Below are 24,021 nucleotides of genomic sequence, written 5' to 3'. Positions count from 1 at the left end.
TGTGCACAAGTGCGGAGGGGCAATTCAGGCGGGTGTGTGTCGTCGGTTATAGATCAGGTGACAGAACATTAACTTTCCCTTACAACTAGAAGCCTTTGTTGGCGAGCTGCTTATCCTGGCAAAAAGACAGAATATTCATGCACTCGCATTGCATTTGTATTTTCTAACAGAAACGTTTTGGGGAAGCAAGGAGGAGCTGATGGCCAATCTGGATTTTTTTTCACTCTACAAGAATATTATTGCGATCCCCTCTATCAGCAGCACGGATCCCAAGTGGGATCAGAGCAACGAGGCGGTGATCCGGCTGCTGGCCGACTGGTTCGGTCAGCTCGGCTTTCAGTGCGAGGTAACTGCGCTCCCCGATCTGCCGGGCAAGTTCAATCTGGTGGCGACGATCGGGCAGGGGGAGGGCGGTCTGCTGCTGGCGGGTCACACCGATACGGTGCCGTTCGATGAGGGGGGCTGGAGCAAGGATCCCTTCAAGGTGACCGAAGAGGGCAACCGCCTCTATGGCCTCGGCACCATCGATATGAAGGGCTTCTTCGCCTTTATCGTTGAGGCGCTCAAGGAGATTGACCTCACCAAGCTGACCAAGCCCCTGCGTATCCTCGCCACTGCCGATGAAGAGACCACCATGGCGGGGGCCCGCGCCATCGCTGCGGCTGCCGAACTCAAACCCGACTACGCGGTGATTGGCGAGCCAACCGGACTGGTGCCTGTGGTGGCCCACAAGGGGCATATGTCGGAGGCGATCCGCATTACCGGCAAGAGCGGTCACAGCTCGGATCCCGCCAACGGCGTCAACGCCATGGAGATCATGCACAAGGCGATGGGGCAGGTGCTGCGCTTGCAGCAGGATCTGAAAGATCGCTACGCCGACCACCGCTTTGCCGTGCCGCAGCCGACCCTGAACCTCGGTTACATTCAGGGTGGTGACAGCCCGAACCGCATCTGCGGCTGCTGCGAGCTGCATATCGATCTGCGACCCACTCCGCAGGTGGGGCCAGACGAGCTGATGGGGATGCTCAAAGAGGCGCTCTCTCCCATCGAAGTTCACCAGCCCGGCTGCCTGCATCTGCAACACCTGCATGAGCCCATTCCCGCCTACGCCTGTGCCGATGACTCTGTGCTGGTACGCGAAGCCGAGAAGGCGAGCGGCCGCGCGGCCGAGTCGGTCAACTACTGCACCGAGGCCCCTTTTATCCAGCAGCTTGGCTGCGAGACCATAGTGATGGGGCCCGGCCATATCACCCAGGCGCATCAGCCTGACGAGTATCTGGATCTCTCCTTCGTCAAGCCCACCACTGCGGTATTGCAGCATCTGGTTCGTCGTTTCTGCCTCTGAAAAGGGCAGCAAAGGGGGTCAAAGCTGTAAGTAAGTTACATAACAAGCCGGTGCGGGAGTGGTGAGGGAAATACATCTTCTGAATCGGCCTGTTATTTGACCTTGCGCAGACAATCTGGGTAGATTGTCACCCTAAGATGACGGAGCATATGTTGTAATCGCACAACAATAAGTGAGGTCGTCTCGCACCCCGGATGGGTGTCAGGCACCAACAAGATAAGGATGTGGAATGAACGAAAAGTACGCCGCACTACGCGCCAACGTAGGCATGCTGGGTCAGCTGCTGGGCAAGTCCATCAAGGACCATCAGGGTCAGGCCTTCCTCGACAAGATCGAAACCATTCGCCAACTGGCCAAATCTTCCCGCAAAGGCAATGAGGCAGACCGGGAACGTCTGCTTGATACCCTGCGCACCCTGAGCGACGACGAGCTGCTGCCGGTGGCTCGCGCCTTCAGCCAGTTCCTCAATCTGGCCAACGTGGCCGAACAGTTCCACACCATCTCCCGTCGCTGCGAAGAGCAGGTCTGCACTCCGGATCCGCTGGAGCAGATGTTCGATAAACTGAAAGCCTCCAACCTGTCGCAAGAGGCCATCATTCAGGCCGTGCGCGAGCTGGATATCGATCTGGTGCTGACCGCTCACCCCACCGAGGTGACCCGTCGCACCCTGATCCACAAGCACGTACAGCTCAACGACTGCCTCGAGGCGCTGGAGCTCTCCGACCTGCTGCCCCGCGAGCGGGACAAGATCCTCAATCGCATCGAGCAGCTCATCAATCAGGCGTGGCACACCAACGAGATCCGAGAACAGCGCCCGACTCCGGTCGACGAGGCCAAGTGGGGCTTCGCCGTGGTGGAAAACAGCCTGTGGCCAGCCATCCCCGAATTTATGCGCAATCTGGACGAGCGTTTGCAGCACCATCTGGGTGTGCGGCTGCCGCTGGATGCCGCGCCGGTCAAGTTTACCTCCTGGATGGGCGGTGACCGTGACGGTAACCCCTTCGTCACCGCCAAGGTGACTGCCGAGGTGCTGGAGCTGGGCCGCTGGATGGCGGTGAGCCTGTTCTACAAGGACATCCGCGAGCTCACCTCCGAGCTCTCCATGTCCGACTGCACCGACGCCGTGCGCGAGCGGGTTGGCGATCACCCGGAGCCCTACCGTGCGCTGGTGCGCGAGCTGCGCGAACAGCTGCGCGAAACTCAGGAGTACCTGACCGCCAAGGTGCAGGGACAGGCGAGCGAGAGCCGGGATCTGGTCAAGACCACCGCCCAGCTGCGCGAGCCGCTGGAGCTCTGCTACCACTCATTGCACGCCTGCGGCATGGGCAACATCGCCGATGGCATGCTGCTGGACGTGCTGCGCAAGATCGCCTGCTTCGGCATCCATCTGGTCAAGCTCGATATCCGTCAGGATGGTGAGCGCCACGGTCAGGTTTTCTCCGAGCTGACCCGCTATCTGGGGCTGGGGGATTACGCTGAGTGGAGCGAGGATGACAAGCAGGCCTTCCTGCTCAACGAACTCAACTCCCGCCGTCCGCTTATCCCCAACGACTGGGAGCCGAGCGACGAGACCCGCGAAACCATCGAAACCTGCCGGGTGATTGCCCGGCACGATCCCGATGCGTTCGGTATCTACATCATCTCCATGGCTGGTGCCCCGTCCGACGTGTTGGCGGTGCAGCTGTTGCTGAAAGAGGCTGGCTGCAAGTTCCGCATGCCGGTCGCCCCGCTGTTCGAGACTCAGGAAGACCTGATGGCGGGCACCGCCGTGATGGAGCGCCTGCTGTCGGTGGACTGGTATCGCGGCTACATTCAGGGCCGTCAGTACGTGATGATCGGCTACTCCGACTCCGCCAAGGATGCGGGCATGATGGCCGCTGGCTGGGCTCAGTACGCCGCCATGGAGTCGCTGGTGGCGCTGGCCGAGGCCAATAATCTGCGCCTCACCCTGTTCCATGGCCGCGGCGGTACCGTCGGTCGTGGCGGTGCGCCGGCCCAGCAAGCCATTCTGTCGCAACCGCCGGGCTCCCTGCGCGGTGGCCTGCGCGTCACCGAACAGGGCGAGATGATCCGCTTCAAGTTCGGCCTGCCGAAAGTGGCGATCAAGAGTCTGGCGCTATACACCAGTGCCGTGCTGGAGGGGAATCTGCTGCCGCCGCCCAAGCCGAAAGCGTGCTGGCGTGAAGTGGTGGAGCAGCTGGCGACCGTCTCCTGCGATCACTACCGCAGTATCGTGCGCGGCCACCCGGACTTCGTGCCCTACTTCCGTGCCGCTACCCCGGAGATGGAGCTTGGCAAACTGCCGCTCGGCTCCCGTCCCTCCAAGCGCAAGCCCAACGGCGGCGTCGAGAGTCTGCGCGCCATTCCTTGGATCTTCGCCTGGACCCAGAATCGCCTGATGCTGCCGGCCTGGCTCGGTGCCCACAAGGCGCTGCAGCAGGCGATCGACGACGGCAAGCTGGCCGTACTGGAAGAGATGAGCGCCCAGTGGCCCTTCTTCCGCACTCGCCTCGAGATGCTGGAGATGGTGTTCCTCAAAGCGGACGTCTGGCTCGCCGAGTACTACGACACCCGTCTGGTGCCGCAGGAGCTGTGGGGCCTTGGCAAACAGCTGCGTCAGGAGCTCGCCGAATCCATCGAGGTGGTGCTGAAGCTGAGCCCGCGCGGGGATCTGCTGGAGGATCAGCCGTGGATCAAGGAGTCCATCAAGCTGCGCAACCCCTACACCGACCCGCTCAACGTGCTGCAGGCCGAGCTGCTCAACCGCTCCCGCAACCACCCGGAGACCCTGCACCCCGAGCTGGACAAGGCGCTGATGGTCACCATCGCCGGTATTGCCGCAGGTATGCGGAACACCGGTTGATCGCAGACCACTAAAATCACAGAAACAGGAAGGGCGCCCATCAGGCGCCCTTTCTGTTTCTGGTGTTCCCTTGGCCCGGCTCGATTACTGGCTCTGCTGCAGTGCTTGTTTCAGGCAGAGGATGTCGAGATCGTCTTCGCTGGTTTTCAGGCGAGCGGTGAGCGCGGCTTGCCCTGCCGGGGTGGCCAGCTGGCGAGTGAGCTGCAGTCGCTCGGCCCTGAGATCGGCCAGATGCTGCTCAAGGTCGAACCCCTCGGGCCTTGCCTGAGAGTTGGGGAGCGTCTCTTCCGTGCAGAGTTTGATCAGGGTATCCACCTTGCTCTGGTACTCCTCTGCATCGGGCTGGTGAGCGCAGCCGGTGAGGAGCAGAGGGAGGACGAGCAGGGATATTCCCGTCGGTAGCCAGCGTGATCGGGTCATATAACCTCGTTGCCTATGGTGGGTGGCGCCCGGGTGGCGGGCGTAACCGATACGATGGGCGCCATTGTAACCCGGCTCAGCGCGGGTTCGCGCCGTTATGCGGGATGGCCTGCAAAATGGCGATGGGGCGATTTTCATCGTCGAGATCTTCCTCGATCTGCTCGAAGCCGCAGCGCTGCCAGAAGGCGAGGGCGGCAGGGTTGCTCAGCTGAACGCAGAGACGAACCGGCGCCGGGTTGAGTTGTGCCAGATGGTGGCAAAGCTGACTGGCAGCACTGCGCCCCACCCCTTTACCCGCCATTTCGCTATCGATCACCAGCAGACCAATCCAGGGATGGCCATCGAAGGGGTTACTGGCCAGCAGATGGGCGATACCGACAACCTCTTGCTGCCTGCGAATGACCAGATAGCGGCCGCCGGCGGCCAGCACGGCTTCAGCATCCTGCCGGATGGCGGTGAGGGAAAGCGCCGCAGGGCCGCCCAGCGCCAGATTGAAGACGGGCTGCGAGTTGATGACCCGCTGCTGCAGGGCCAGCCCGCCGGGGCTCAGGGTCTCTTCAGGGGTAAGGGGAACAAGCTCGATCTGCATGGGAAATGAGGACGAATATCGGTGAAATCGGGGGGCGAGGATAGCATGGGGCGCTGTCGGAAAGGCACTGTCCGGTGGCGCGTCGCGCCCCAAATTGCCCTTGCGACTTGCATCACCCTATCGTGAGGCGCAGACTGTCTGGCCTTGTTTTTATGCAATTCGATTCAAGGCAACCATCATGACTCCTGCCATCAACCTGCTGAAGAAGCTCAAAATCCCCCACAAGCTCTACCCCTACGAGTGCGAAGCCCACGACGATTTCGGCAAGCATGCCGCGACTCAGCTCGGGCTGCCGGAGGCGCAGGTATTCAAGACCCTGATCGCCCACCACGACAAACAGGCGGTGGTGGCCATAGTGCCCTCATCCGGCATGTGCAGTCTGAAACAGCTGGCCAAGGCGACCGGCCTCAAGAAGGTGGAGATGATGAAGCCGGCGGAAGCGGAAAAACTGACCGGCTACAAGGTGGGCGGCATCAGCCCGCTGGCCCAGAAGAAGCTGCTGCCCACCGTGCTCGACGAGTCGGCTATGCAATTTGACGAGATCCTGGTGAGCGGCGGCAAGCGTGGCCTCTCGGTCGGTGTGGCGCCGCAGGATATGCTGACTTTGCTGAAGTGGATTGCCGCTCCTATCGGCGAAGAGTAATCGGTGAAGAGTCAGCGACGAAGAGTGATGCCCCGCACGGCCTGACGCTGCCGCCACGGCACGGTAGCGGGCTGGCTGGTATAGTGGAAGGAGACTGGCTGCCAAGGATATGGCCCCATGCGAGCATCTGTCAGATCCCTGCTGTGCGCTGTGCTGCTTCTCCCCGCCACGGGTAGTGCTACCCCTGCCTTTACCCTGCACTCCTGTTTTGAAAACAGCGACTCCTACCCCTGGCTGCTGCAGTCGGGGGAGGGGATCGTTCAGTATCACCTCAAGCTGGTGGCAGAGCGCCTTGGCATCGAAATCCTGATGACTCCACTCCCCTGGAAGCGCTGCCTCTCGCTGGTGAGTAGCGGCCAGATGGATGCTGCCTTCAAGATGAGCTACAGCGCGGAGCGGGCGAGCAAGATAGGCAGTTACCCGATGCGCGGTGACAAGCCGGATCCCGACAAGCGCTTGCTCATCGAAAGCTACAGCCTCTATCAGCTCAAGGGGGGCAAGAGCCAGTGGGATGGCACCACCCTCAGGGTCAAGGGGATAGTGGCGGCCCAGTCCGGTTTCTCCATAGTCGAGTACCTGCAGGGGGCGGGAGTCGAGGTAGATGACTCCAGTCGGGATCCGCTCATCATATTGAAAAAGCTGGTGATGGATCGGGCCGCCGCCACCGCCTTGCAGACCGAAGTGGCCGACAGCCTGCTGGCGGCCTATCCCGACCTGCAAGGGCAGATCGAGCGGCTGGCGCCGGTGTTGGTGGAGAAGCCCTACTATCTGGTTTTCTCCCACGCCTTCCGCCAGAGCCATCCGCATGAGAGTCAGCAGGTGTGGGATGCCATCGAGGCGGTGCGCAACTCGCCCGCCTATCAGCACTATGTGGCCACTTTCAGACAGACCCATCGGGCAGGGGACTAACAGGGATGAGAGCGATAAGCCATGGAACGGCAGAGCGGTTTGCAGGACGGTGGCTGGCGCTGCTGGTGGCCAGCCTGCTTGTGCTGCTCCCGCTGGCGGTCGAGGCGGTGACCCGCTTTACCTATATCAGTCCCGAGAGCGAACGGGATCCGCGCACCACCTACGATCGGGAGCTGCTGCGTCTCGCCCTCGACAAGACGCGCGACCAGTTTGGCGACTATGTGATGGAGGCTGCGCCTCCCATGACCAAGGCCCGCGAGCGGGTCAGCATGCAGCTCGACAGCTTCCCCAATCTCTTTGCCATGGACAGTTACAGCAGCACTCGCGAGGGGCTGGGGCTGGCCTATGCCCGCTTCCCGGTGCATCTGGGGATCGTCAGCTACCGCATCTGTTTTGTCAGCCCGCAGCAGCAGGCAGCAGTCAGGCAGGTGATCGATCTTGCTGGCCTGCGTCGCTTCACCTTCGGTCAGGGCAAGGGGTGGCTCGATGTAGATATTCTGCGCCATGCCGGGCTGGAGGTGATGGAGGTGGATGGCTACGAGAAGCTGTTCAAGATGGTGGCACGCGGCCGTTTCGATCTCTTCTGCCGCGGGGTGAGCGAACTGCGCAGCGAACAGCTCACCCACGACGAGCTGGAGGGGCTCAAGGTCGACGATGCTCTGATGATCTACTACCCGCTGCCCCGGGTTTTCTATACCAATGCCAACAATCGCGAGGCGCTCAAACGGGTCGAGCAGGGGCTGCAGATCGCCTGGCAGGATGGCTCGCTGCAGGCACTGTGGCGCAAGAGCTTCGGCCCGGCCATCGCCTTTGCCCACCCCCAGCAGCGGCGGCTGATCAAGCTGGAGAACCCCTTCCTCAAGGGGATCAGCTTCGATTACCGCCCCTATTTCTACAATCCGCTCACCGATCGCTTCGGCGATCAGTGAGGCTCCCGCCACTTGCGGCACAGCTCCAGCCAGGCTTCGGCGGTGCGCGACAGATAGCGCTCGCGCGGCCAGATCACTCCGAGTCGCCAGCTCAGTTCGGGCTCCAGCGGCCGCAGTACCAACCCCTCCGGATTGAGCCGGTTGCAGACCGGCTCGGGCAGGAAGGCGACCCCCATGCCGCTGCGCACCATGGCGGTGAGAAAATCCCACTGACTGCTGCGTGCCGCTACCTGCGGCACGAACCCCGCCTCCCGGCACGCCTGCTCCAGCCGCTCGCTCAGAGTGAAGGCCTGGGTATAGAGCAGGAAGGGCTCCTCCTGCAGCGCCTCCATCCGCAGCGGCGCATCGCCGCGCCAGCGCGGCTGATCCGGCAGCACCACCTGAATGGGATAGCGATCGAGATCGAGGGCGCTGAGCGGCCCCTCCTCTTTGGTGGGCAGCATGGTGATGGCGAGATCCAGCTCCCCCTCCAGCACCGCCTGTTCGATCAGACGGCCGCCATACTCCACCAGCGTCAGCTCCACCTTGGGGTAGCGGGTGCGGTAGGCGCGAATGAGATCAGCGTAGAGGTGGCCCACCATGGGGGGAATGCCGAGGGTGAGGCGACCATGCTGCAGGCTCTGCAGATCCGCCAGCTCCGCCTCCAGCTGCTGCATCTCGGCCAGAATGGTCTGGGCCCGCTGAAACAGCACCTGCCCGCTGTCGGTCAGGGTAAAGCGACGCCCCTCCCGGTTGAGCAGAGGCTGGCCCAGCTCCTCCTCGATATTGCGGATCATCTTGCTGATGGTGGGCTGGGTGACGAACAGCTTCTCCGAGGCGCGGGTGAAGCTCTGCTCCCGAACCAGTTCGACAAAGTAGCGCAGGGCGCGAATATCCATGGGCTCTCCCGGGATAACAAGGGCTCTAATCATGCCAATATGGCATGAAATGACTCATTCTAATTCATTTCATGAAGGATCTGAGCCTCTCAACGGGGTGAGGCGTGCAGCGGGCAGGGGATAAACAGGCTGGCCGATCGGATGGCTGGAAAATGTGGGGCGGCCAGGGTGGCCGCCCGTATGCACTCAGTTGCCGCGCAGGGCGGCGGTGAGCGCCGAGAGGGAGAGGCGCTGGCGCCCGCTCTGGTCGAAGTTGGCATCGTCCAGCCAGCGGGCAAGGGTCGCCTGCAGGGCGGGCCACTCGCTGTCGATCACCGAGAACCAGGCGGTATCGCGTGAGCGATCCTTGTCGACCCGGGCCTGCCGGAAGATCCCCTCGAAGGTGAAACCGAGCCGCAGCGCCGCCTGCCGGGAGGGGAGGTTGAGGGCGTTGCACTTCCACTCGTAACGGCGATAGCCGAGGGCGAAGGCGCGCGCCATCATCAGCGTCATGGCGGCGGTGGCGAGCCGGGTGCGGCGCATCGCCGGGGCGAAGTGGAGCCAGCCCACCTCGATGCTGCCAGCGAGAGGGTCGATGCGCAGAAAGCTGGCGAGTCCGAGGGCGCGCCCGCTGGCGGCATCGACGATGGCGTAGAACTGGGGATCCCGCCCCGCCGCCATACGCGCCAGCCATCCCTGCCACTCGGAGCGGCTTGGGAAGGGGCCGCTGGTGAGGTAGGTCCAAAGGCTCCCGTCATCCTTGCCGAAGGCTTGCCAGAGGCTCGCTTCGTGGCGGGCCGGATCGAGTGGCTCGCAGCGACAGCCCCACCCCTCAAGCAGTTGCGCTTCCGGGAAGCGGGCGCCGTCCCAGCCGGCGACCAGCGGCCCGAGCGGTTGGCCAAATTCGTTGATCTCAGCAGCCACAGCGCACCTCCTCGTTGGCCAGCTGACCCGGCTCGTCGCCGAGCGCGACCGCAAAGCCATCCTGCTGCCACCAGTGGAGGCCGCCGATCAGCTCCTTGACCCGAAAACCGAGGCGCGCCAGCTTGTAAGCTCCCTGAGTCGAGCCGTTGCAGCCGATGCCGTCGCAGTAGCAGACGTAGATGGCATCGCGATCGAGCCCGGCCACCCGCTCGGGCACCATCTCCCGGTGCGGCAGGGAGATGGCCCCGGGAATGTGGCCGGCGGCGTAGTGCGCTGGCGAGCGGGTGTCGATGACGACGATGCCGGCCGTTGCCGCCATCAGGTCAGCGGCCAGATCGGCGGCATCGGTGCGGCAGGCAAGCTGGGCTTCGAAGAAGAGGGCGGCCTGCTCGGGCGAGAGCAGGCCGGTGGAACGAACGTGACTCATGATTAACTCCTTGTCTGATGGCAGAGCTCCACTCTAGCGGCATAATGGTTCACACGGATGTACCAATTCTGCTGGATGGAGTAGACCAATGAGCGCCTTGCCGACCCTGTTTGCCGAGAACGATGCCAGCTTGCCGGTGCAGGAGCGACTGGTGCGCACGGTGCGCGATGCCATCCTCGCCGGTCACCTGCCGCAGGGCAGCCGCCTGCCGCCGAGCCGGGTGCTGGCGCGGGATCTCTCCCTGTCGCGTGGCACGGTTGAGCAGGCTTATGGCCGGCTGGAGGCGGAGGGCTACCTGACCCGCCGGGTCGGCGTGGGCAGCTTCGTGGCGCTGGCGGTGGTGCCCGCGCCGCGCAGCCGCCAGCGCGGTGGCGCCCCCCTGTCCAGGCGCGGGGAGGCGATCCTCGCCAGCGGCGCCTGTCAGGAGGAGACGGGCACCCCGCACAGTTTTGCCAGCGGTCAGGGCGATACGCTCGCCTTTCCCCGCGAGCTGTGGGGGCGGTTGTTGCAGCAGCAGTGGCGCCGGCACGGCCCGCGCCTGATGCAGTATGGCGATCCCGCCGGTCTGCCCGCCCTGCGTCAGGCCATCGCCGCCTATCTGGTGCAGTCGCGCGGACTGGTCTGCCACCCGGAGCAGGTGCTGCTGCTCACCAGCTCCCAGCAGGGGATCCAGCTCGCCGCCCAGCTGCTGCTCGACCCCGGTGATACGGTCTGGCTGGAGGAGCCGGGCTACCTCGGCGCGCGCAATGCGATGCAGGCCGCCGGGGCGCACCTCCATCCGGTGCCGGTGGATGAGGAGGGGCTCAACCCGGCGGGCGCTCACCCGGCGCCGCGCCTCATCTACACCACTCCTTCCCACCAGTATCCCCTCGGCATGGCGATGAGCCTGCCACGGCGCATGGCGCTGCTGGCCCGCGCCGAGCGGGAGCAGGCCTGGATCCTGGAGGATGACTACGACGGCGAGTTTCAGTACGACCAGCGGCCGCTCCCCTCGTTGCAGGGGCTGGATCGCAGCGGCCGGGTCATCTATGTGGGTACCTTCAGCAAGGTGCTGTTCGGTTCGCTGCGCCTTGCCTATCTGGTGCTGCCACCGGCGCTGCTGGAGCCCTTTGCCCGCGCGCGCGCCGCGTTCGACGGTCACAGTAACCAGCTGTTGCAGGCGGTGACTGCCGAGTTTCTGCAGGGAGGCTACTTTGCCAGCCATCTGCGCCAGATGCGGCTGCTCTACCGCAGCCGGCGGGATCTGCTGCTGGCCCAGCTGGCCGAGCACTGCCCACAGCTGACCCCCATTCACACCGGTGCCGGATTGCAGTGCACCGCGCTGTTGCCTCCCGGCGGCGAGGCGCGCTGGACAAACCTGGCCAACCGGCAGGGGTTGGGATTGCGAGCCTTGCGCCCCTTCTATCTGGGAGAGTCGGATCGGGAGGGGTGGCTGCTCGGTTATGCCGGCCTCGATAACGGCACCCTGCGCCAGCTCTGCCGCGACCTTGGCCGCGTACTGCGGGAGGGATAATACATGCCTTTAAGGCATGAAGTTGATAATTTAAATTCATTTCTGGAAGGTTTTACCTCTCTCTATACTGTGAACCAGTTCACAGAAAGACCCTTAATCATGAAATCCCTTGCCCTGCGCTGGTTACAGACTCCCTTCCAGATTGTGTTGCTGGCGGCCATCTGGCTGCTGGCCGATACCGCGGTTCGAACTCTCCATCTGCCGCTGCCCGCCAACCTCACCGGCATGCTGTTGCTGCTGGCCTGCATCCTGCTCGGGGTGGTCAAGGCCGAGTGGTTCAGTGCCGGTGCGCGTTGGTTGCTGGCGGAGATGCTGCTCTTCTTCGTCCCCGCCGTGGTGGCGGTGGTCAACTATCAGGAGCTGCTGCTGCAAGAGGGGTGGCGCATCATGGTGGTGCTGCTGGTGAGCACCACTCTGGTACTCGGCACCACGGCACTGGTGGTGGATCGGGTGTACCGCCTCGAACTGAAACTGGCCCGCCGGAGTCGCCGTCATGTCTGATACCCTGCTCGGGCTGATCTGTTTCGCCCTTACCCTGCTCTTCTACTACGCCAGCAAATGGCTCTACGGCAAAAAGCGGATCCTGCCGCTGATGCCGCTGCTGCTGGCGCCGACCCTGCTGGTGGCCGTGGTGCTGCTGTTCCACATCCCCTATCAGGACTACATGGCGGAATCCCACTGGCTGCTCTGGCTGCTGGGCCCGGCGACCGTCGCCTTCGCGGTGCCGGTCTACGAGAACCGCCAGCTCATTCGTCGCCACTGGCTGTCGCTGTCGGTCGGGGTGGTCGCCTCGGTCATCATGGCGGTGGGGAGTACCGTGCTGCTGGCCCGCTGGCTCGATCTCTCCGACATGTTGCAGCGCAGTCTGGCGATGCGCTCCATCACCACGCCGTTTGCGGTGGAGGCGACCCGCGCCATCGGCGGTCAGAGCGACCTCACGGCGCTGTTTGTGGTGCTGACCGGCGTCATCGGCATGGCGGTGGGGGAGAGCGTGCTCACCGTGCTGGCCATTCGCAGTCGTCTCGGCAAGGGGGCGGGGTTTGGCGCCTCGGCCCACGGTGCCGGCACCGCCAGGGCCTATCAGATGGGTAACGAAGAGGGGGTGGTCTCCAGTATGGTGATGATGATCGCCGGCATGGTGACCGTGCTGCTGGCGCCCCTGCTGGGCCGGATGTTCTGGTAGGCTGAGCTTCCCTTTACAAGGCTGCTCGTCCCGGCGCTACACTCTAGTGAGCGTGTATTCCCGGGATGAGCAGTATGACCTTTCATCGCCTCGCCTCCTTCTTGCTGCTATGCAGCCTCTCACTTCTCGCCGCCCCCCTGCGGGCGAGCGACGTCTTTACCCATATCAGCCCGGAGAGCGACCGGGATCAGCGCACCATCTATTTTCGCGAGCTGCTGCAGCTGGCGCTGGAGAAGACCCGCGACAGCTTCGGTGACTACGAGCTGCGGGCGGCGCCGCCGATGAACCGGATCCGGCTGCGGCAGGTGCTGCAGACCAACCTCTACCCCAACTTCTTTGCCGTCGATACGCCGCAGCCCGATAGCGGTGAGGCCCTCGACTATGTCCGCTTCCCGGTGGAACTCGGCATCCTCGGCTATCGCATCTGCTTCGTCAGCCCGCAGCAGGCAAAGGCCATTGCCGGAGTGACCCGCTTCGAGCAGCTCAAGCAGTACCAGAACGTGCAGGGGCGTGGCTGGCAGGATGCCGCCATTTTGCGGGCGGCCGGTCTGCAGGTGCAGGAGGTGGACAGCTACGAGCGGCTGTTCAAGCTGGTGGCTCGCGGGCGGGCCGACCTCTTTTGCCGCGGCGCCAACGAGCTCTTCACCGAGCTGGAGCAGCACCGGGATCTGCCCGGCCTCACCGTGGAGCAGCATATCGCCCTGCACTACCCCTTCCTCCATCTCTTCTACACCTTCAAGGGGAATCAGGCGGGGATCCGGCGCATTCAGGCCGGGCTCAAGCTGGCGTGGCAGGATGGCTCGCTGCAGCGGCTCTGGCTGCACCACTTCAAACCCTCCCTCGATCAGGCCAGACTCCACCAGCGCCAGCTGTTCGAGCTGCCCAACCCCTTGCTCAAGGGGATCGACTTTGATTACGACGCCTACCACTACGATCCGGTGACCGGGCGTTTTGGCCCCGGCTTGCCCTGATTGAGGTGAGAACACGGCCAGCCCTGCGGCTGGCCTTTTTACGGTACAAATCATTCCAAAGTGGCATAATTTTTATTATTTAAATTCATTTTTTGCAGGTTTGTTCACTGCATATACTGGCAGTCGCTTCACGGTATCGGCACAGCGACACTGTCCGAACCGTCCAGCTCAGGCGTCTTGGTGTCCGACATGAAGGCGTCCATCACCGATCGGGGCATGCCCCGGATTTGTTACCGCTGACGGAGCCTTCACATGTTCTCTTCTGCTACCAACGCGCTCATTGTCGAAGGGGGCGCCATGCGCGGCATCTTCGCCAGTGGCGTGCTCGATGCCTTCGTGGAAAGTCACCACTACCCGTTCGATTTCGTCATGGGGGTCTCGGCCGGGGCGACCAATCTGGTCTCTTACCTGAGTGAGCAGCCGCGCCGCAGTCACCACATCATCACCCAGCTGGCCTGCAGCAGCGACTTTCTCGATCCGCTGCGCTTCGTCAAGGGGGGTGATCTGGTGGATGTCAGCTGGCTCTGGCGCACCAGCCGCTACCGCTTTCCCCTCGACCTCGACACCTTCTCCGCCTGCCGCATTCCCTTCTATGCGGTCACCACCGAGGTGGCGACCGGCGCGGCTGTCTACCTGCCGGTGCACCCCGACAACATGGACGAGGTGCTGACCGCCACCTGCGCCCTGCCGGTGGTGCAGCACGAGACCCCCTCTGTCGATGGCCGTCCCATGGCGGATGGCGGCATCAGCGACTCCATCCCGGTGATCGAGGCCTATCGGCGCGGGGCGCGGCGGATGACGGTGGTGCTCTCCGAGCCACGCGGTTATCGCAAGAAGCCGGCCCGCTTCTGCTGGATGGTGAAGGCGCTGCTCAAGACCCAGCCTGCACTGGCACAGGCGATGCTGGCACGGGATGTGGCCTACAACCGCGCCCTCGACTTTATCGAAATGCCGCCTGCGGATTGCGAGATCGAGGTGATCGCGCCACCGGCCGGTTTTCCGGTCTCCCGCTTTACCCGCGATCAGCTCAAGCTGGAGTCCGGCTATCTGCAGGGCTACTGGCAAGGGCGCCAGAGTCTGCTGCGGGCGGGCAGAGAGGCGCAGGCTGCCTAGCAGTAAAACAGTCCGAAAAGGCATTACGGCAATAAAAAGGGGAACCTCGCGGTTCCCCTTTTATCTTGCTGATTGGCAGTCGCTGGTTACAGCATCTGCTTGAGGCGATAGAGCAGATCCAGCGCCTGCCGCGGGGTAAGCTCGTCCGGGCGCACCGCTTCCAGTTCATCGACTACCGGATGGCTCTGGGGCGCCATGGCCATCGGGGCCGGGCGGGTTTCACCGGCGGCCACCGGGGTGGCGCTTTCCAGCTCGTGCAGTTTGTGACGGGCCTGCTGGATCACCGATTTCGGCACCCCCGCCAACGCCGCCACTTGCAGACCGTAGGAGCGGCTGGCCGCCCCCTCCTGTACCGCGTGCATAAAGGCGATGGTGTCGCCGTGCTCCACTGCATCCAGGTGGACGTTGGCCAGCCCGCTCATCAGCTCCGGCAAGCGGGTCAGCTCGAAGTAGTGGGTGGCAAACAGGGTGTAGGCGCCAATCTTGCTCGCCAGCTGTTCGGCGCAGGCCCACGCCAGCGAGAGGCCGTCGTAGGTGCTGGTGCCGCGGCCAATTTCGTCCATCAGCACCAGACTGCGGGCGGTGGCGTTGTTGAGGATATTGGCGGTCTCGGTCATCTCCACCATAAAGGTGGATCGGCCGGAGGCCAGATCATCCGAGGCTCCGATGCGGGTGAAGATGCGATCGATGGGGCCGATGCGGGCGCTGTCGGCCGGCACGAAGGCGCCGATGTGGGCCAGCAGCACGATCAGCGCGGTCTGGCGCATGTAGGTCGATTTACCGCCCATGTTGGGGCCGGTGATGATCAGCATCCGCCGCTCCCGCTCCAGCCGGATGGGGTTGGCGATGAAGGGGTCGGTCATCACCTGCTCCACCACCGGATGGCGGCCCGCCTCGATGATGATCTGATCCTCGTCGATGAGGGTGGGGCAGCGATAGTCGAGGGTCTCGGCCCGCTCGGCCAGGTTGGCCAGCACGTCCAGCTCCGCCAGCGCGGCAGCGGACTCCTGCAGATCGCCCAGATGCGGCAGCAGAGCATCGAGCAGCTCTTCGTAGAGGCGTTTCTCCAGCGCCAGCGCCTGCGCCTGGGCGGTGAGCACCCGATCCTCGTACTTTTTCAGCTCGTCGATGATGTAGCGTTCGTTGTTCTTGAGGGTCTGGCGGCGGATGTAGTGGGCCGGCACCAGATGGCTGTTGGCGCGGCTTACCTCGATATAGAAGCCGTGCACCTTGTTGTAACCCACCTTGAGGGTGTTGATGCCGGTCAGCAGCTTCTCCCGCTCCTCGATACGGGCGAGGCTGGCGGTGGCGCCGTTGGCCAGATCCCGCAGCTCGTCCAGCTCGGCGTTGAACCCTTCACGGATCACGCCGCCATCGCGGATCAGCACCGGCGGCACCTCCATCACCGCGCGCTCCAGCAGGTCCAGCAGCTCGGGGAAGGTGCTGGCCCGCTCGCGCAGCTGCTGCACCGCCTCGTGCTCGCTCTCCGCCAGCAGGCGCTGCAATTCGGGCAGCTGGGCGAAAGCCTGCCGTAGCCGGGTGAGGTCGCGCGGACGGGCCGAGCGCAGGGCCAGACGCGCCAGCACCCGCTCCACATCGCCGACCTGACGAAGCAGACCACCCAGCTCGTCATAGAGGTTCTGTTCGATCAGCTCCTTGATGGTGCTCTGGCGACCTTTCAGGATCACCCGATCACGGATCGGCTGGTGGATCCAGCGTTTGAGCAAGCGACTGCCCATCGGCGTGGCGGTGCAGTCCAGCACCGCAGAGAGGGTGTTGTCGTGACCGCCGGCCAGATTCTGGGTCAGCTCCAGATTGCGGCGAGTGGCGGCATCCATGATGACCGCATGATCGGGCTGTTCGAGGCGCACGCTGCGAATGTGGGGCAGGGCGGTGCGCTGGGTGTCCTTGACGTACTGCATCAGACAGCCGGCCGCGCACAGGGCGGTCTCGCTCTGTTCGACGCCAAAGCCCACCAGATCCTGGGTACCGAACTGTTGGCACAACAGCTTGCGGGCGGTGCCGAGTTCGAACTCCCACTCCGGGCGGCGGCGCAGACCGCGGCGACCCTCGACGTGGTGCAGGAAGGCGAACGATTCGGGGTAGAGCAGTTCGGCCGGATTGGTGCGCTGCAGCTCCGCCAGCAGGGTCTCTTCTTTCTCGAACTGGTTAATGAAGAAGCGGCCCGAGCCAATGTCCATGGTGCCGTAGCCGAAGCGGCGGCCATCGTGATAGACGGCGGCGATCAGGTTGTCCTGTCGCTCGCTGAGCAGTGCCTCGTCGGAGACGGTGCCCGGGGTGATGATGCGAATGACCTTGCGCTCCACCGGCCCCTTGCTGGTGGCGGGATCCCCCACCTGTTCGCAGATGGCGGCAGATTCGCCGAGCTGCACCAGCTTGGCCAGATAACCCTCGATGGCGTGATAGGGAACACCCGCCATCGGGATGGGGCTGCCGGCCGACTGGCCGCGCTTGGTCAGGGAGATGTCGAGCAGCTGGGAGGCCTTGCGGGCATCGTCATAGAACAACTCGTAGAAGTCGCCCATCCGGTAGAACAGCAGGATCTCCGGGTTCTCGGCCTTGAGGGTCAGATACTGCTGCATCATGGGCGTGTGGGCGCTGAGATTGGCGCTTGGCGCAGCGCCAGTAGCTTGGTGTTGTGCGGTCATGTTCTATTCCAGAAGGGGCCTCTGCGGGCCCGGGTCTGCGGTGATGAGCCTTGAGCTTGATGGCGCCATTCTACACATAAGCGCCGCGCCGGGGGAGGTTGGCTCGCACCACCATTTGGCCGATGCGAGTCATCAGCCTTGTGACAATAAGCTCAGTTGCGAGGGGCTGCGGCGGGATCGCATAATGTGTCCTTTCCACGCATCAGAAGGAGCTGTGATGAAACTGGACGCTGAGATAGAGCACCTCGCCATCGAGCTGGGGCGGGCCCTTGGTCAGCGGGGCTGGCTGGCGGCGACCGCCGAATCCTGTACCGGCGGTGGAGTGGCTACGGCCATCACCGACATCGCGGGCAGCTCCGGCTGGTTCGATCGCGGTTTTGTCACCTACACCAACGAGGCCAAACAGCAGATGCTGGGGGTGAGCCGCGAGAGCCTTGAGCGGCACGGCGCGGTGAGCGAGGCGGTGGTGCTGGAGATGGCCCGCGGCGCGCTGGCGCACTCGTCTGCCTCCATCAGCGTTGCCATCAGCGGCATCGCCGGCCCCGGCGGTGCGACCGAGGGCAAACCGGTCGGCACCGTCTGGTTCGCCTGGGCCGACAGCAATGGCCGCCACCACTCCCTGCTGGCCCGCTTCGACGGGGATCGCCGGCAGGTGCGCCAGCAGGCGGTGAGACAGGCCTTGTCGGGTCTGTTGGCCCTGCTCAGATAAATTGGGCTTGATACTGTATGAATAGACAGTATACTTAGCCCAACTTCATTTTTTACTCACGATTTCCAGCGGAGATTGGCATGGATCAGAACAAACAGAAGGCACTGGCGGCTGCGCTGGGTCAGATTGAAAAGCAGTTCGGCAAAGGCTCCATCATGCGTCTGGGCGACAGCAAGACCATGGATATCGAAGCCATCTCCACCGGCTCCCTCTCTCTGGACGTGGCGCTGGGGATCGGTGGTCTGCCGTGCGGTCGTATCGTCGAGATCTACGGCCCGGAATCTTCCGGTAAAACCACCCTCACCCTGCAGGTGATCGCCGAAGCCCAGAAGAAGGGCAAGACCTGTGCCTTCGTCGATGCGGAGCACGCGCTGGATCCCATCTATGCCGCCAAGCTGGGCGTCAACGTCGACGACCTGCTCATCTCCCAGCCGGATACCGGTGAACAGGCGCTGGAGATCTGCGACATGCTGGTGCGCTCCAACGCCGTTGACGTCATCATCGTCGACTCCGTGGCGGCGCTGACTCCGAAAGCGGAAATCGAAGGCGAGATGGGTGACTCCCACGTTGGCCTGCAGGCCCGTCTGATGTCCCAGGCGCTGCGCAAGCTGACCGCCAACATCAAAAACGCCAACTGCCTGTGCATCTTCATCAACCAGATCCGGATGAAGATTGGCGTCATGTTCGGCAGCCCGGAGACCACTACCGGTGGTAACGCGCTCAAGTTCTACGCCTCAGTGCGTCTGGATATCCGTCGTACCGGCGCCATCAAGGAAGGTGACGAAGTGGTCGGTAACGAGACCCGCGTCAAGGTAGTGAAGAACAAGGTGGCTCCTCCCTTCAAGCAGGCCGAATTCCAGATCTTCTACGGTGCCGGTATCTCCAAAGAGGGTGAGCTGGTTGACCTGGGCGTCAAGCACAAGCTGATCGACAAGGCGGGTGCCTGGTACAGCTACAACGGCGAGAAGATTGGTCAGGGCAAGGCCAACGTGATGAAACTGTTCGCCGAGAACAAGGCGCTGGCTGGCGAAGTGGAAGCCAAACTGCGCGAGTTGCTGCTCTCCGGTGCCGTACCAGTCGATGACAAGGCTGCACCGGTTGAGGCAGACGAGTTCGATGCCGAAAGCGAACAAGAGTTCGAATAAGGAACAAAGGAAGGCCGGGTAGATACCCGGCCTTGTTATTTATGATGGTTGATGAATCTGCTGACAAACCTGTCGAACTCACCTTTGAAGAACAACTGGCGGCGGCCCGCGGCTATGCCATGCGCAGTCTGGCCCGCCGCGAGAGTGCCGAGTCGGAGTTGGCCAGACGCCTGCGCCAGCAGGGCTATCAGGAAGAGGTGATCGAGGCGGTTGTCGACTACTGCCGCGGTTACAACTGGGTCAATGACGAACGCTATGGTGCCATGGCGGTGCGGGCCGGTGCCGCCAAGGGACATGGCCCGCTCAAGATCCGTTTCGACCTGCGTCGCAAGGGGCTGGACGATGGCCAGATCGATGCCGCCTTCGAGCAACCCGAGCTGGACTGGTTCGAGCTTGCCTTCGAACTGCTGGAGCGACGGGCAAAAATTGCCGATCTGGCCGATTTCAAGCTGCGGATGAAGTGGCTCAAATATCTGCTGGGGCGCGGCTTTACCCAGGATCAGGCCCGTTATGCCATCTCGGCCCTGCAGGAGCGGGAGGAGTAACGCCACTGCGTGGCAACAGTCGTTTTACCTCCCCTTGTGGCAGGTTTTTCCTGCCGGCTCAGTAGCTTGCGAGCGCAATCCCGAAAAAGTCGCCTTTTGTTCATCTCATCCCTCTTTATGCGCTGCTTTTTTGCCTCTCGACAGTGAAAAAAGCCACTGTGAGCAGTGGCGCTCTTTTCTGGCCCGTTTATGTGCGCTTTTTCGCCCGTGGCGGCCCTGTCCGTTTTACTTTACCCCGCAGAAAACTTACATTAATGCGGTTAAAAGTCCGTATTCGAATCAAGCAGGATTTTCCATGTATATGTCCACGTCAGAGATTCGCGCTGCGTTTCTCGAGTATTTCCGTTCCCAGGGGCACCAGGTTGTCTCCTCCAGCTCGCTGGTACCGCATAACGACCCGACCCTGTTGTTTACCAACGCGGGTATGAACCAGTTCAAGGACGTGTTCCTTGGCGCAGACAAGCGTGCCTACAATCGCGCGACGACTTCCCAGCGTTGCGTGCGTGCCGGTGGTAAGCACAACGATCTGGAAAACGTCGGCTATACCGCTCGTCACCACACCTTCTTCGAAATGCTGGGCAACTTCAGCTTCGGTGACTACTTCAAACAGGATGCCATCAAGTTTGCATGGGGCTTCCTGACCGAGGTGCTGCAGCTGCCGAAAGATCGCCTGCTGGTGACCGTCTACGCGACTGATGATGAAGCTTTCGACATCTGGGAAAAAGAGGTCGGTGTCCCGGCCGATCGCATCGTGCGCATCGGTGACAACAAGGGTGCCCCTTACGCTTCCGACAACTTCTGGGCGATGGGCGATACCGGCCCGTGCGGTCCCTGCACCGAGATCTTCTATGACCACGGCGATCACATCTGGGGTGGCCGTCCCGGCTCACCGGAAGAGGATGGCGACCGTTTCATCGAGATCTGGAACGTGGTGTTCATGCAGTTCAACCGTCAGGCAGACGGCACCATGGAGCCGCTGCCGCGTCCGTCCGTGGATACCGGCATGGGTCTGGAGCGTATCTCCGCCATCATGCAGGGTGTGCACTCCAACTACGAAATCGACATCTTCCAGGCGCTGATCAAGAAAGCGGCCGAGATTGTTGGCACCACCGATCTGAGCAACCAGTCCCTGCGCGTCATCGCTGACCACATCCGCTCCTGCGCCTTCCTGGTGGCAGATGGCGTGATGCCGTCCAACGAAGGTCGTGGCTATGTGCTGCGCCGCATCATCCGCCGCGCCGTGCGTCACGGTCGCAAGCTGGGCGCTACCGATGTCTTCTTCTACAAACTGGCTGCCGAGCTGGCAGTGCAGATGAAGGATGTCGCTGCCGAGCTGATCGCCCAGCTGCCGCTGGTCGAGCGCGTGCTGCGCATCGAAGAGGAGCAGTTCGTCCGCACTCTGGATCGCGGTCTGCTGCTGCTGGAAGACGCTCTGGCCAACCTGGGCGATGCCAAGGTTATTCCGGGCGAAGTGGTGTTCAAGCTCTATGACACTTACGGCTTCCCGGCTGACCTGACTGCCGACGTGGTGCGCGAGCGCGAGATCGGCATCGACGAAGAGGGCTTCAAGGCCGAGATGGAGAAGCAGCGTGCTCGTGCCAAGGAAGCGTCCAGCTTCGGCGTGAACTACAACGAGATGCTCAAGCTCGACTTCGAGACCCCCTTCACCGGTTACAAGACCCTGAGCGAGCGCACTCGCGTGGTCGGCATCTACAAGGGTGTGGAAGAGGTGAGCGGTCTGATCGCCGGTGACGAAGCAGTCATCGTGCTGGAAGAGACCCCTTTCTACGCCGAGTCCGGCGGCCAGATTGGCGACAGCGGTACCCTGAAAGTGGACGACGGCATCTTTGCCGTGACCGACACCCTGAAAGCGGGCAAGGCGATCATCCACAAGGGCTACATGGAGCTGGGCACCCTGGAGAAAGGGGCCGAGGTCGAGGCCGTGGTGGACGCTGACCGTCGTCAGGCCATCGCCCTGAACCACTCCGTGACTCACCTGCTGCACGCTGCCCTGCGTCAGGCTCTGGGCGAGCACGTCACCCAGAAAGGTTCTCTGGTTGGAGCCGAGCGCATGCGTTTCGACTTCTCCCACTTCGAGGGGCTGACCATGGCGACCATTCGCCGGGTCGAGGAGCTGGTCAACAACCAGATCCGCGCCAACCACGAAATCACCACCCAGCTGATGGATCTGGAAGCGGCCAAGTCCGCCGGTGCCATGGCGCTGTTTGGTGAAAAATATGAAGACGACGTGCGTGTCGTGCGCATGGGCGACTACTCCACCGAGCTGTGCGGCGGTACTCACGCCAAGCGCACCGGTGATATCGGCTTCTTCAAGATCATCGCCGAGAGCGGTATCGCTGCTGGCGTGCGCCGTATCGAAGCGGTGACCGGCAAAGCGGCCATCGACTTCATGCATCAGGTTGGCGAGCAGATCGAAGAGGCTGCTGCCCTGGTGAAAGGCGACCAGTTCTGCATCGCCGACAAGGTTCGCCAGATGCTGGACAAGGCCAAGATGATGGAGCGCGAGCTGGAGCAGCTCAAGGCCAAGCTGGCCGCTCAGGCCGGTAACGACCTGCTGGGTCAGGTGATCGAGATCAACGGTCAGAAGGTGCTGGTTGCAGCGCTGGAAGGGGCCGATCCGAAATCCCTGCGCGGCATGCTGGACGAGCTGAAGAACCAGATGAAGTCCGGTGTTGTGCTGCTGGCAACCTGTGCCGACGGCAAGGTCAACCTGATCGCGGGCGTCACCAACGACCTGACCGGCAAGGTCAAGGCCGGTGAGCTGGTCAATCTGGTTGCCCAGCAGGTGGGTGGCAAGGGCGGTGGCCGTCCGGACATGGCACAGGCGGGTGGTACCCAGCCTGAGGCGGTGCCGGCAGCGCTGCAATCCGTTCACTCCTGGCTGGAAGAGCGCCTGTAATCGGGCGAGGTGATCTGTGGCACTCTATGTACAGAAGTACGGCGGCACCTCGGTCGGCACACTGGAGCGGATCGAGGCGGTAGCTGAGCGGGTCGAGCAGACCCGCGCCCAGGGACACGACGTGGTGGTGGTTGTCTCCGCCATGTCGGGCGAAACCAACCGGTTGCTGGGCATGGCCCAGCAACTGGATCCTGATGCCAACCGGCGCGAGATGGATGTACTGGTCTCCACCGGTGAGCAGGTCACCATAGCGCTGCTGGCCATCGCGTTGAACAAACGCGGTTGCCCGGCGGTCTCGATGACTGGCGATCAGGTACGGATTCATACCGATTCCGCCTATGGCAAGGCGCGCATCACCCACATCGACACCGAGCTGGTTCATGCCGAACTGGCTGCGGGCAAGGTGGTGGTGATCGCCGGTTTCCAGGGCCGTGACGAGCATAACGCCATCACGACGCTGGGCCGCGGCGGTTCGGATACCACGGCGGTTGCCGTGGCGGCGGCCATCAAGGCCGATGAGTGCCAGATCTTTACCGATGTGGATGGGGTATACACCACGGATCCGCGCATCGAGCCCAAGGCTCGTCGTCTCGACACCATCACCTTCGAGGAGATGCTGGAGATGGCCAGTCTCGGCGCCAAGGTGCTGCAGATCCGCTCGGTGGAGTTTGCGGGCAAGTACCGCGTCCCGCTGCGGGTGTTGTCGAGCTTTGTCGACGGAGAGGGAACCTTAATCACATATGGAGGTGAGAGGATGGAAGCTCCCCTGGTATCCGGGATCGCTTTTAACCGCAACGAGGCCAGCCTGACCATTCTGGGTGTGCCGGACAGACCGACCGTGGCTGCGCAGATCCTGAACCCGATCAGCGACGCCAACATTGATGTCGACATGATTGTGCAAAATACCCTGGGAGATGGCACCGCCGACTTCACCTTCACGGTGAATCGTGACGACTACCGCCGTGCCCGTGCGCTGCTGGAGGAGACCGCCACTGAGCTGGGAGCCTCCTGCGTGCAGGGGAATGGCGAGATTGCCAAGGTCTCCATTGTCGGTGTCGGCATGTGGAACCATCCCGGTGTTGCGCGCACCATGTTCAAGGTATTGGGCGAGGAGGGGATCAACATGCAGTTGATTTCTACCTCTGAAATCAAAATCTCGGTGGTGATTGACGAGAAGTATCTGGAGCTGGCGGTGCGGGCCCTGCACGCCGCTTTTGGATTGGATCAAGCGCCCCAAGAGCAGCCTTTGGGCTAACAATCGCTGATTGATTTAGTTTCAACCATTTACCATATCGGTATCTTTGTAAGATAATGTCGCATATCGATATAAAAACAAAACAGGATACA

The 24,021-nt window shown here is 62.7% G+C and carries 21 protein-coding genes; 15 read left to right on the top strand and 6 right to left on the bottom strand.

Annotated features, from left to right (window positions below):
- Positions 1–199 precede the first annotated feature (199 nt).
- On the top strand, positions 200–1,345 hold the full coding sequence (gene argE / locus WE862_RS01820; RefSeq protein ID WP_042033246.1) for an acetylornithine deacetylase: 1,146 nt from the start codon (positions 200–202) through the stop codon (positions 1,343–1,345).
- 229 nt (positions 1,346–1,574) lie between these two features.
- A complete protein-coding gene (gene ppc / locus WE862_RS01815; protein WP_042033248.1) occupies positions 1,575–4,208 on the top strand; it encodes a phosphoenolpyruvate carboxylase in 2,634 nt (877 codons plus the stop codon).
- A gap of 84 nt (positions 4,209–4,292) precedes the next feature.
- Here the strand turns inward: ppc and WE862_RS01810 are convergent, their stop codons facing one another.
- Positions 4,293–4,628, bottom strand: a complete 336-nt coding sequence (locus WE862_RS01810) for a hypothetical protein (protein WP_124241549.1) — start codon at positions 4,626–4,628, stop codon at positions 4,293–4,295.
- Positions 4,629–4,704: 76 nt separating this feature from the next.
- Complete coding sequence (locus WE862_RS01805; RefSeq protein WP_042033252.1) at positions 4,705–5,217, bottom strand: GNAT family N-acetyltransferase; 513 nt, start codon at positions 5,215–5,217, stop codon at positions 4,705–4,707.
- Positions 5,218–5,395: 178 nt separating this feature from the next.
- On the opposite strand from WE862_RS01805, the gene ybaK reads away from it, so the two are divergent.
- The 3 genes from ybaK to WE862_RS01790 all read left to right on the top strand — a co-directional run bounded on the left by ybaK (position 5,396) and on the right by WE862_RS01790 (position 7,698).
- The gene (gene ybaK / locus WE862_RS01800) at positions 5,396–5,860 is read left to right on the top strand and encodes a Cys-tRNA(Pro) deacylase (RefSeq protein ID WP_042033253.1); all 465 of its coding nucleotides are present in this window, start codon (positions 5,396–5,398) and stop codon (positions 5,858–5,860) included.
- A gap of 117 nt (positions 5,861–5,977) precedes the next feature.
- The gene (locus WE862_RS01795) at positions 5,978–6,769 is read left to right on the top strand and encodes a substrate-binding periplasmic protein (RefSeq protein WP_042033255.1); all 792 of its coding nucleotides are present in this window, start codon (positions 5,978–5,980) and stop codon (positions 6,767–6,769) included.
- Between the two features lie 5 nt (positions 6,770–6,774).
- Positions 6,775–7,698: a hypothetical protein gene (locus WE862_RS01790; RefSeq protein ID WP_042033258.1), complete on the top strand. Its 924-nt coding sequence runs from the start codon at positions 6,775–6,777 to the stop codon at positions 7,696–7,698.
- On the opposite strand, the gene WE862_RS01785 is transcribed toward WE862_RS01790, so the two are convergent.
- The 3 genes from WE862_RS01785 to WE862_RS01775 form a co-directional block, all read right to left on the bottom strand.
- On the bottom strand, positions 7,692–8,576 hold the full coding sequence (locus WE862_RS01785; RefSeq protein ID WP_042033260.1) for a LysR family transcriptional regulator: 885 nt from the start codon (positions 8,574–8,576) through the stop codon (positions 7,692–7,694). The genes WE862_RS01790 and WE862_RS01785 overlap by 7 nt on opposite strands.
- A 186-nt stretch (positions 8,577–8,762) precedes the next feature.
- Positions 8,763–9,479, bottom strand: a complete 717-nt coding sequence (locus WE862_RS01780; protein WP_042033261.1) for a GNAT family N-acetyltransferase — start codon at positions 9,477–9,479, stop codon at positions 8,763–8,765.
- Complete coding sequence (locus WE862_RS01775; RefSeq protein WP_042033263.1) at positions 9,469–9,906, bottom strand: rhodanese-like domain-containing protein; 438 nt, start codon at positions 9,904–9,906, stop codon at positions 9,469–9,471. The genes WE862_RS01780 and WE862_RS01775 overlap by 11 nt, the downstream gene beginning before the upstream one ends.
- An 88-nt stretch (positions 9,907–9,994) precedes the next feature.
- On the opposite strand from WE862_RS01775, the gene WE862_RS01770 reads away from it, so the two are divergent.
- The 5 genes from WE862_RS01770 (at position 9,995) to WE862_RS01750 (ending at position 14,686) form a co-directional block, all read left to right on the top strand.
- The gene (locus WE862_RS01770) at positions 9,995–11,419 is read left to right on the top strand and encodes a PLP-dependent aminotransferase family protein (RefSeq protein ID WP_042033264.1); all 1,425 of its coding nucleotides are present in this window, start codon (positions 9,995–9,997) and stop codon (positions 11,417–11,419) included.
- 99 nt (positions 11,420–11,518) lie between these two features.
- Entirely contained in the window at positions 11,519–11,920 is a 402-nt protein-coding gene (locus WE862_RS01765; protein WP_041210812.1) for a CidA/LrgA family protein, read from the top strand.
- On the top strand, positions 11,913–12,602 hold the full coding sequence (locus WE862_RS01760) for an LrgB family protein (RefSeq protein ID WP_005341581.1): 690 nt from the start codon (positions 11,913–11,915) through the stop codon (positions 12,600–12,602). Before WE862_RS01765 ends, WE862_RS01760 begins: the two co-directional genes overlap by 8 nt.
- A 74-nt stretch (positions 12,603–12,676) precedes the next feature.
- Positions 12,677–13,573, top strand: a complete 897-nt coding sequence (locus tag WE862_RS01755; protein ID WP_042033266.1) for a hypothetical protein — start codon at positions 12,677–12,679, stop codon at positions 13,571–13,573.
- A gap of 252 nt (positions 13,574–13,825) precedes the next feature.
- Entirely contained in the window at positions 13,826–14,686 is an 861-nt protein-coding gene (locus WE862_RS01750) for a patatin-like phospholipase family protein (RefSeq protein WP_042033268.1), read from the top strand.
- An 86-nt stretch (positions 14,687–14,772) separates the two neighbouring features.
- Here the strand turns inward: WE862_RS01750 and mutS are convergent, their stop codons facing one another.
- A complete protein-coding gene (gene mutS, locus WE862_RS01745; RefSeq protein WP_042033269.1) occupies positions 14,773–17,355 on the bottom strand; it encodes a DNA mismatch repair protein MutS in 2,583 nt (860 codons plus the stop codon).
- A 217-nt stretch (positions 17,356–17,572) separates the two neighbouring features.
- On the opposite strand from mutS, the gene pncC reads away from it, so the two are divergent.
- The 5 genes from pncC to WE862_RS01720 all read left to right on the top strand — a co-directional run bounded on the left by pncC (position 17,573) and on the right by WE862_RS01720 (position 23,929).
- Positions 17,573–18,064, top strand: a complete 492-nt coding sequence (pncC, locus tag WE862_RS01740) for a nicotinamide-nucleotide amidase (protein ID WP_033115928.1) — start codon at positions 17,573–17,575, stop codon at positions 18,062–18,064.
- An 80-nt stretch (positions 18,065–18,144) separates the two neighbouring features.
- Positions 18,145–19,209, top strand: a complete 1,065-nt coding sequence (gene recA / locus WE862_RS01735; RefSeq protein ID WP_042033271.1) for a recombinase RecA — start codon at positions 18,145–18,147, stop codon at positions 19,207–19,209.
- Between the two features lie 44 nt (positions 19,210–19,253).
- Positions 19,254–19,754, top strand: a complete 501-nt coding sequence (locus WE862_RS01730; protein ID WP_042033292.1) for a regulatory protein RecX — start codon at positions 19,254–19,256, stop codon at positions 19,752–19,754.
- Positions 19,755–20,049: 295 nt separating this feature from the next.
- Positions 20,050–22,674: an alanine--tRNA ligase gene (gene alaS / locus WE862_RS01725; RefSeq protein WP_042033273.1), complete on the top strand. Its 2,625-nt coding sequence runs from the start codon at positions 20,050–20,052 to the stop codon at positions 22,672–22,674.
- Positions 22,675–22,690: 16 nt separating this feature from the next.
- Positions 22,691–23,929, top strand: coding sequence for an aspartate kinase (locus WE862_RS01720; protein WP_041210820.1), 1,239 nt, complete (start codon positions 22,691–22,693; stop codon positions 23,927–23,929).
- The last annotated feature ends 92 nt before the right edge of the window (positions 23,930–24,021 follow it).

The organism is Aeromonas jandaei (genome assembly GCF_037890695.1).
Taxonomy (GTDB): domain Bacteria; phylum Pseudomonadota; class Gammaproteobacteria; order Enterobacterales; family Aeromonadaceae; genus Aeromonas; species Aeromonas jandaei.
Note: the sequence above shows the minus strand (reverse complement) of the source record. Positions and strands in the feature narration are given on the sequence as shown.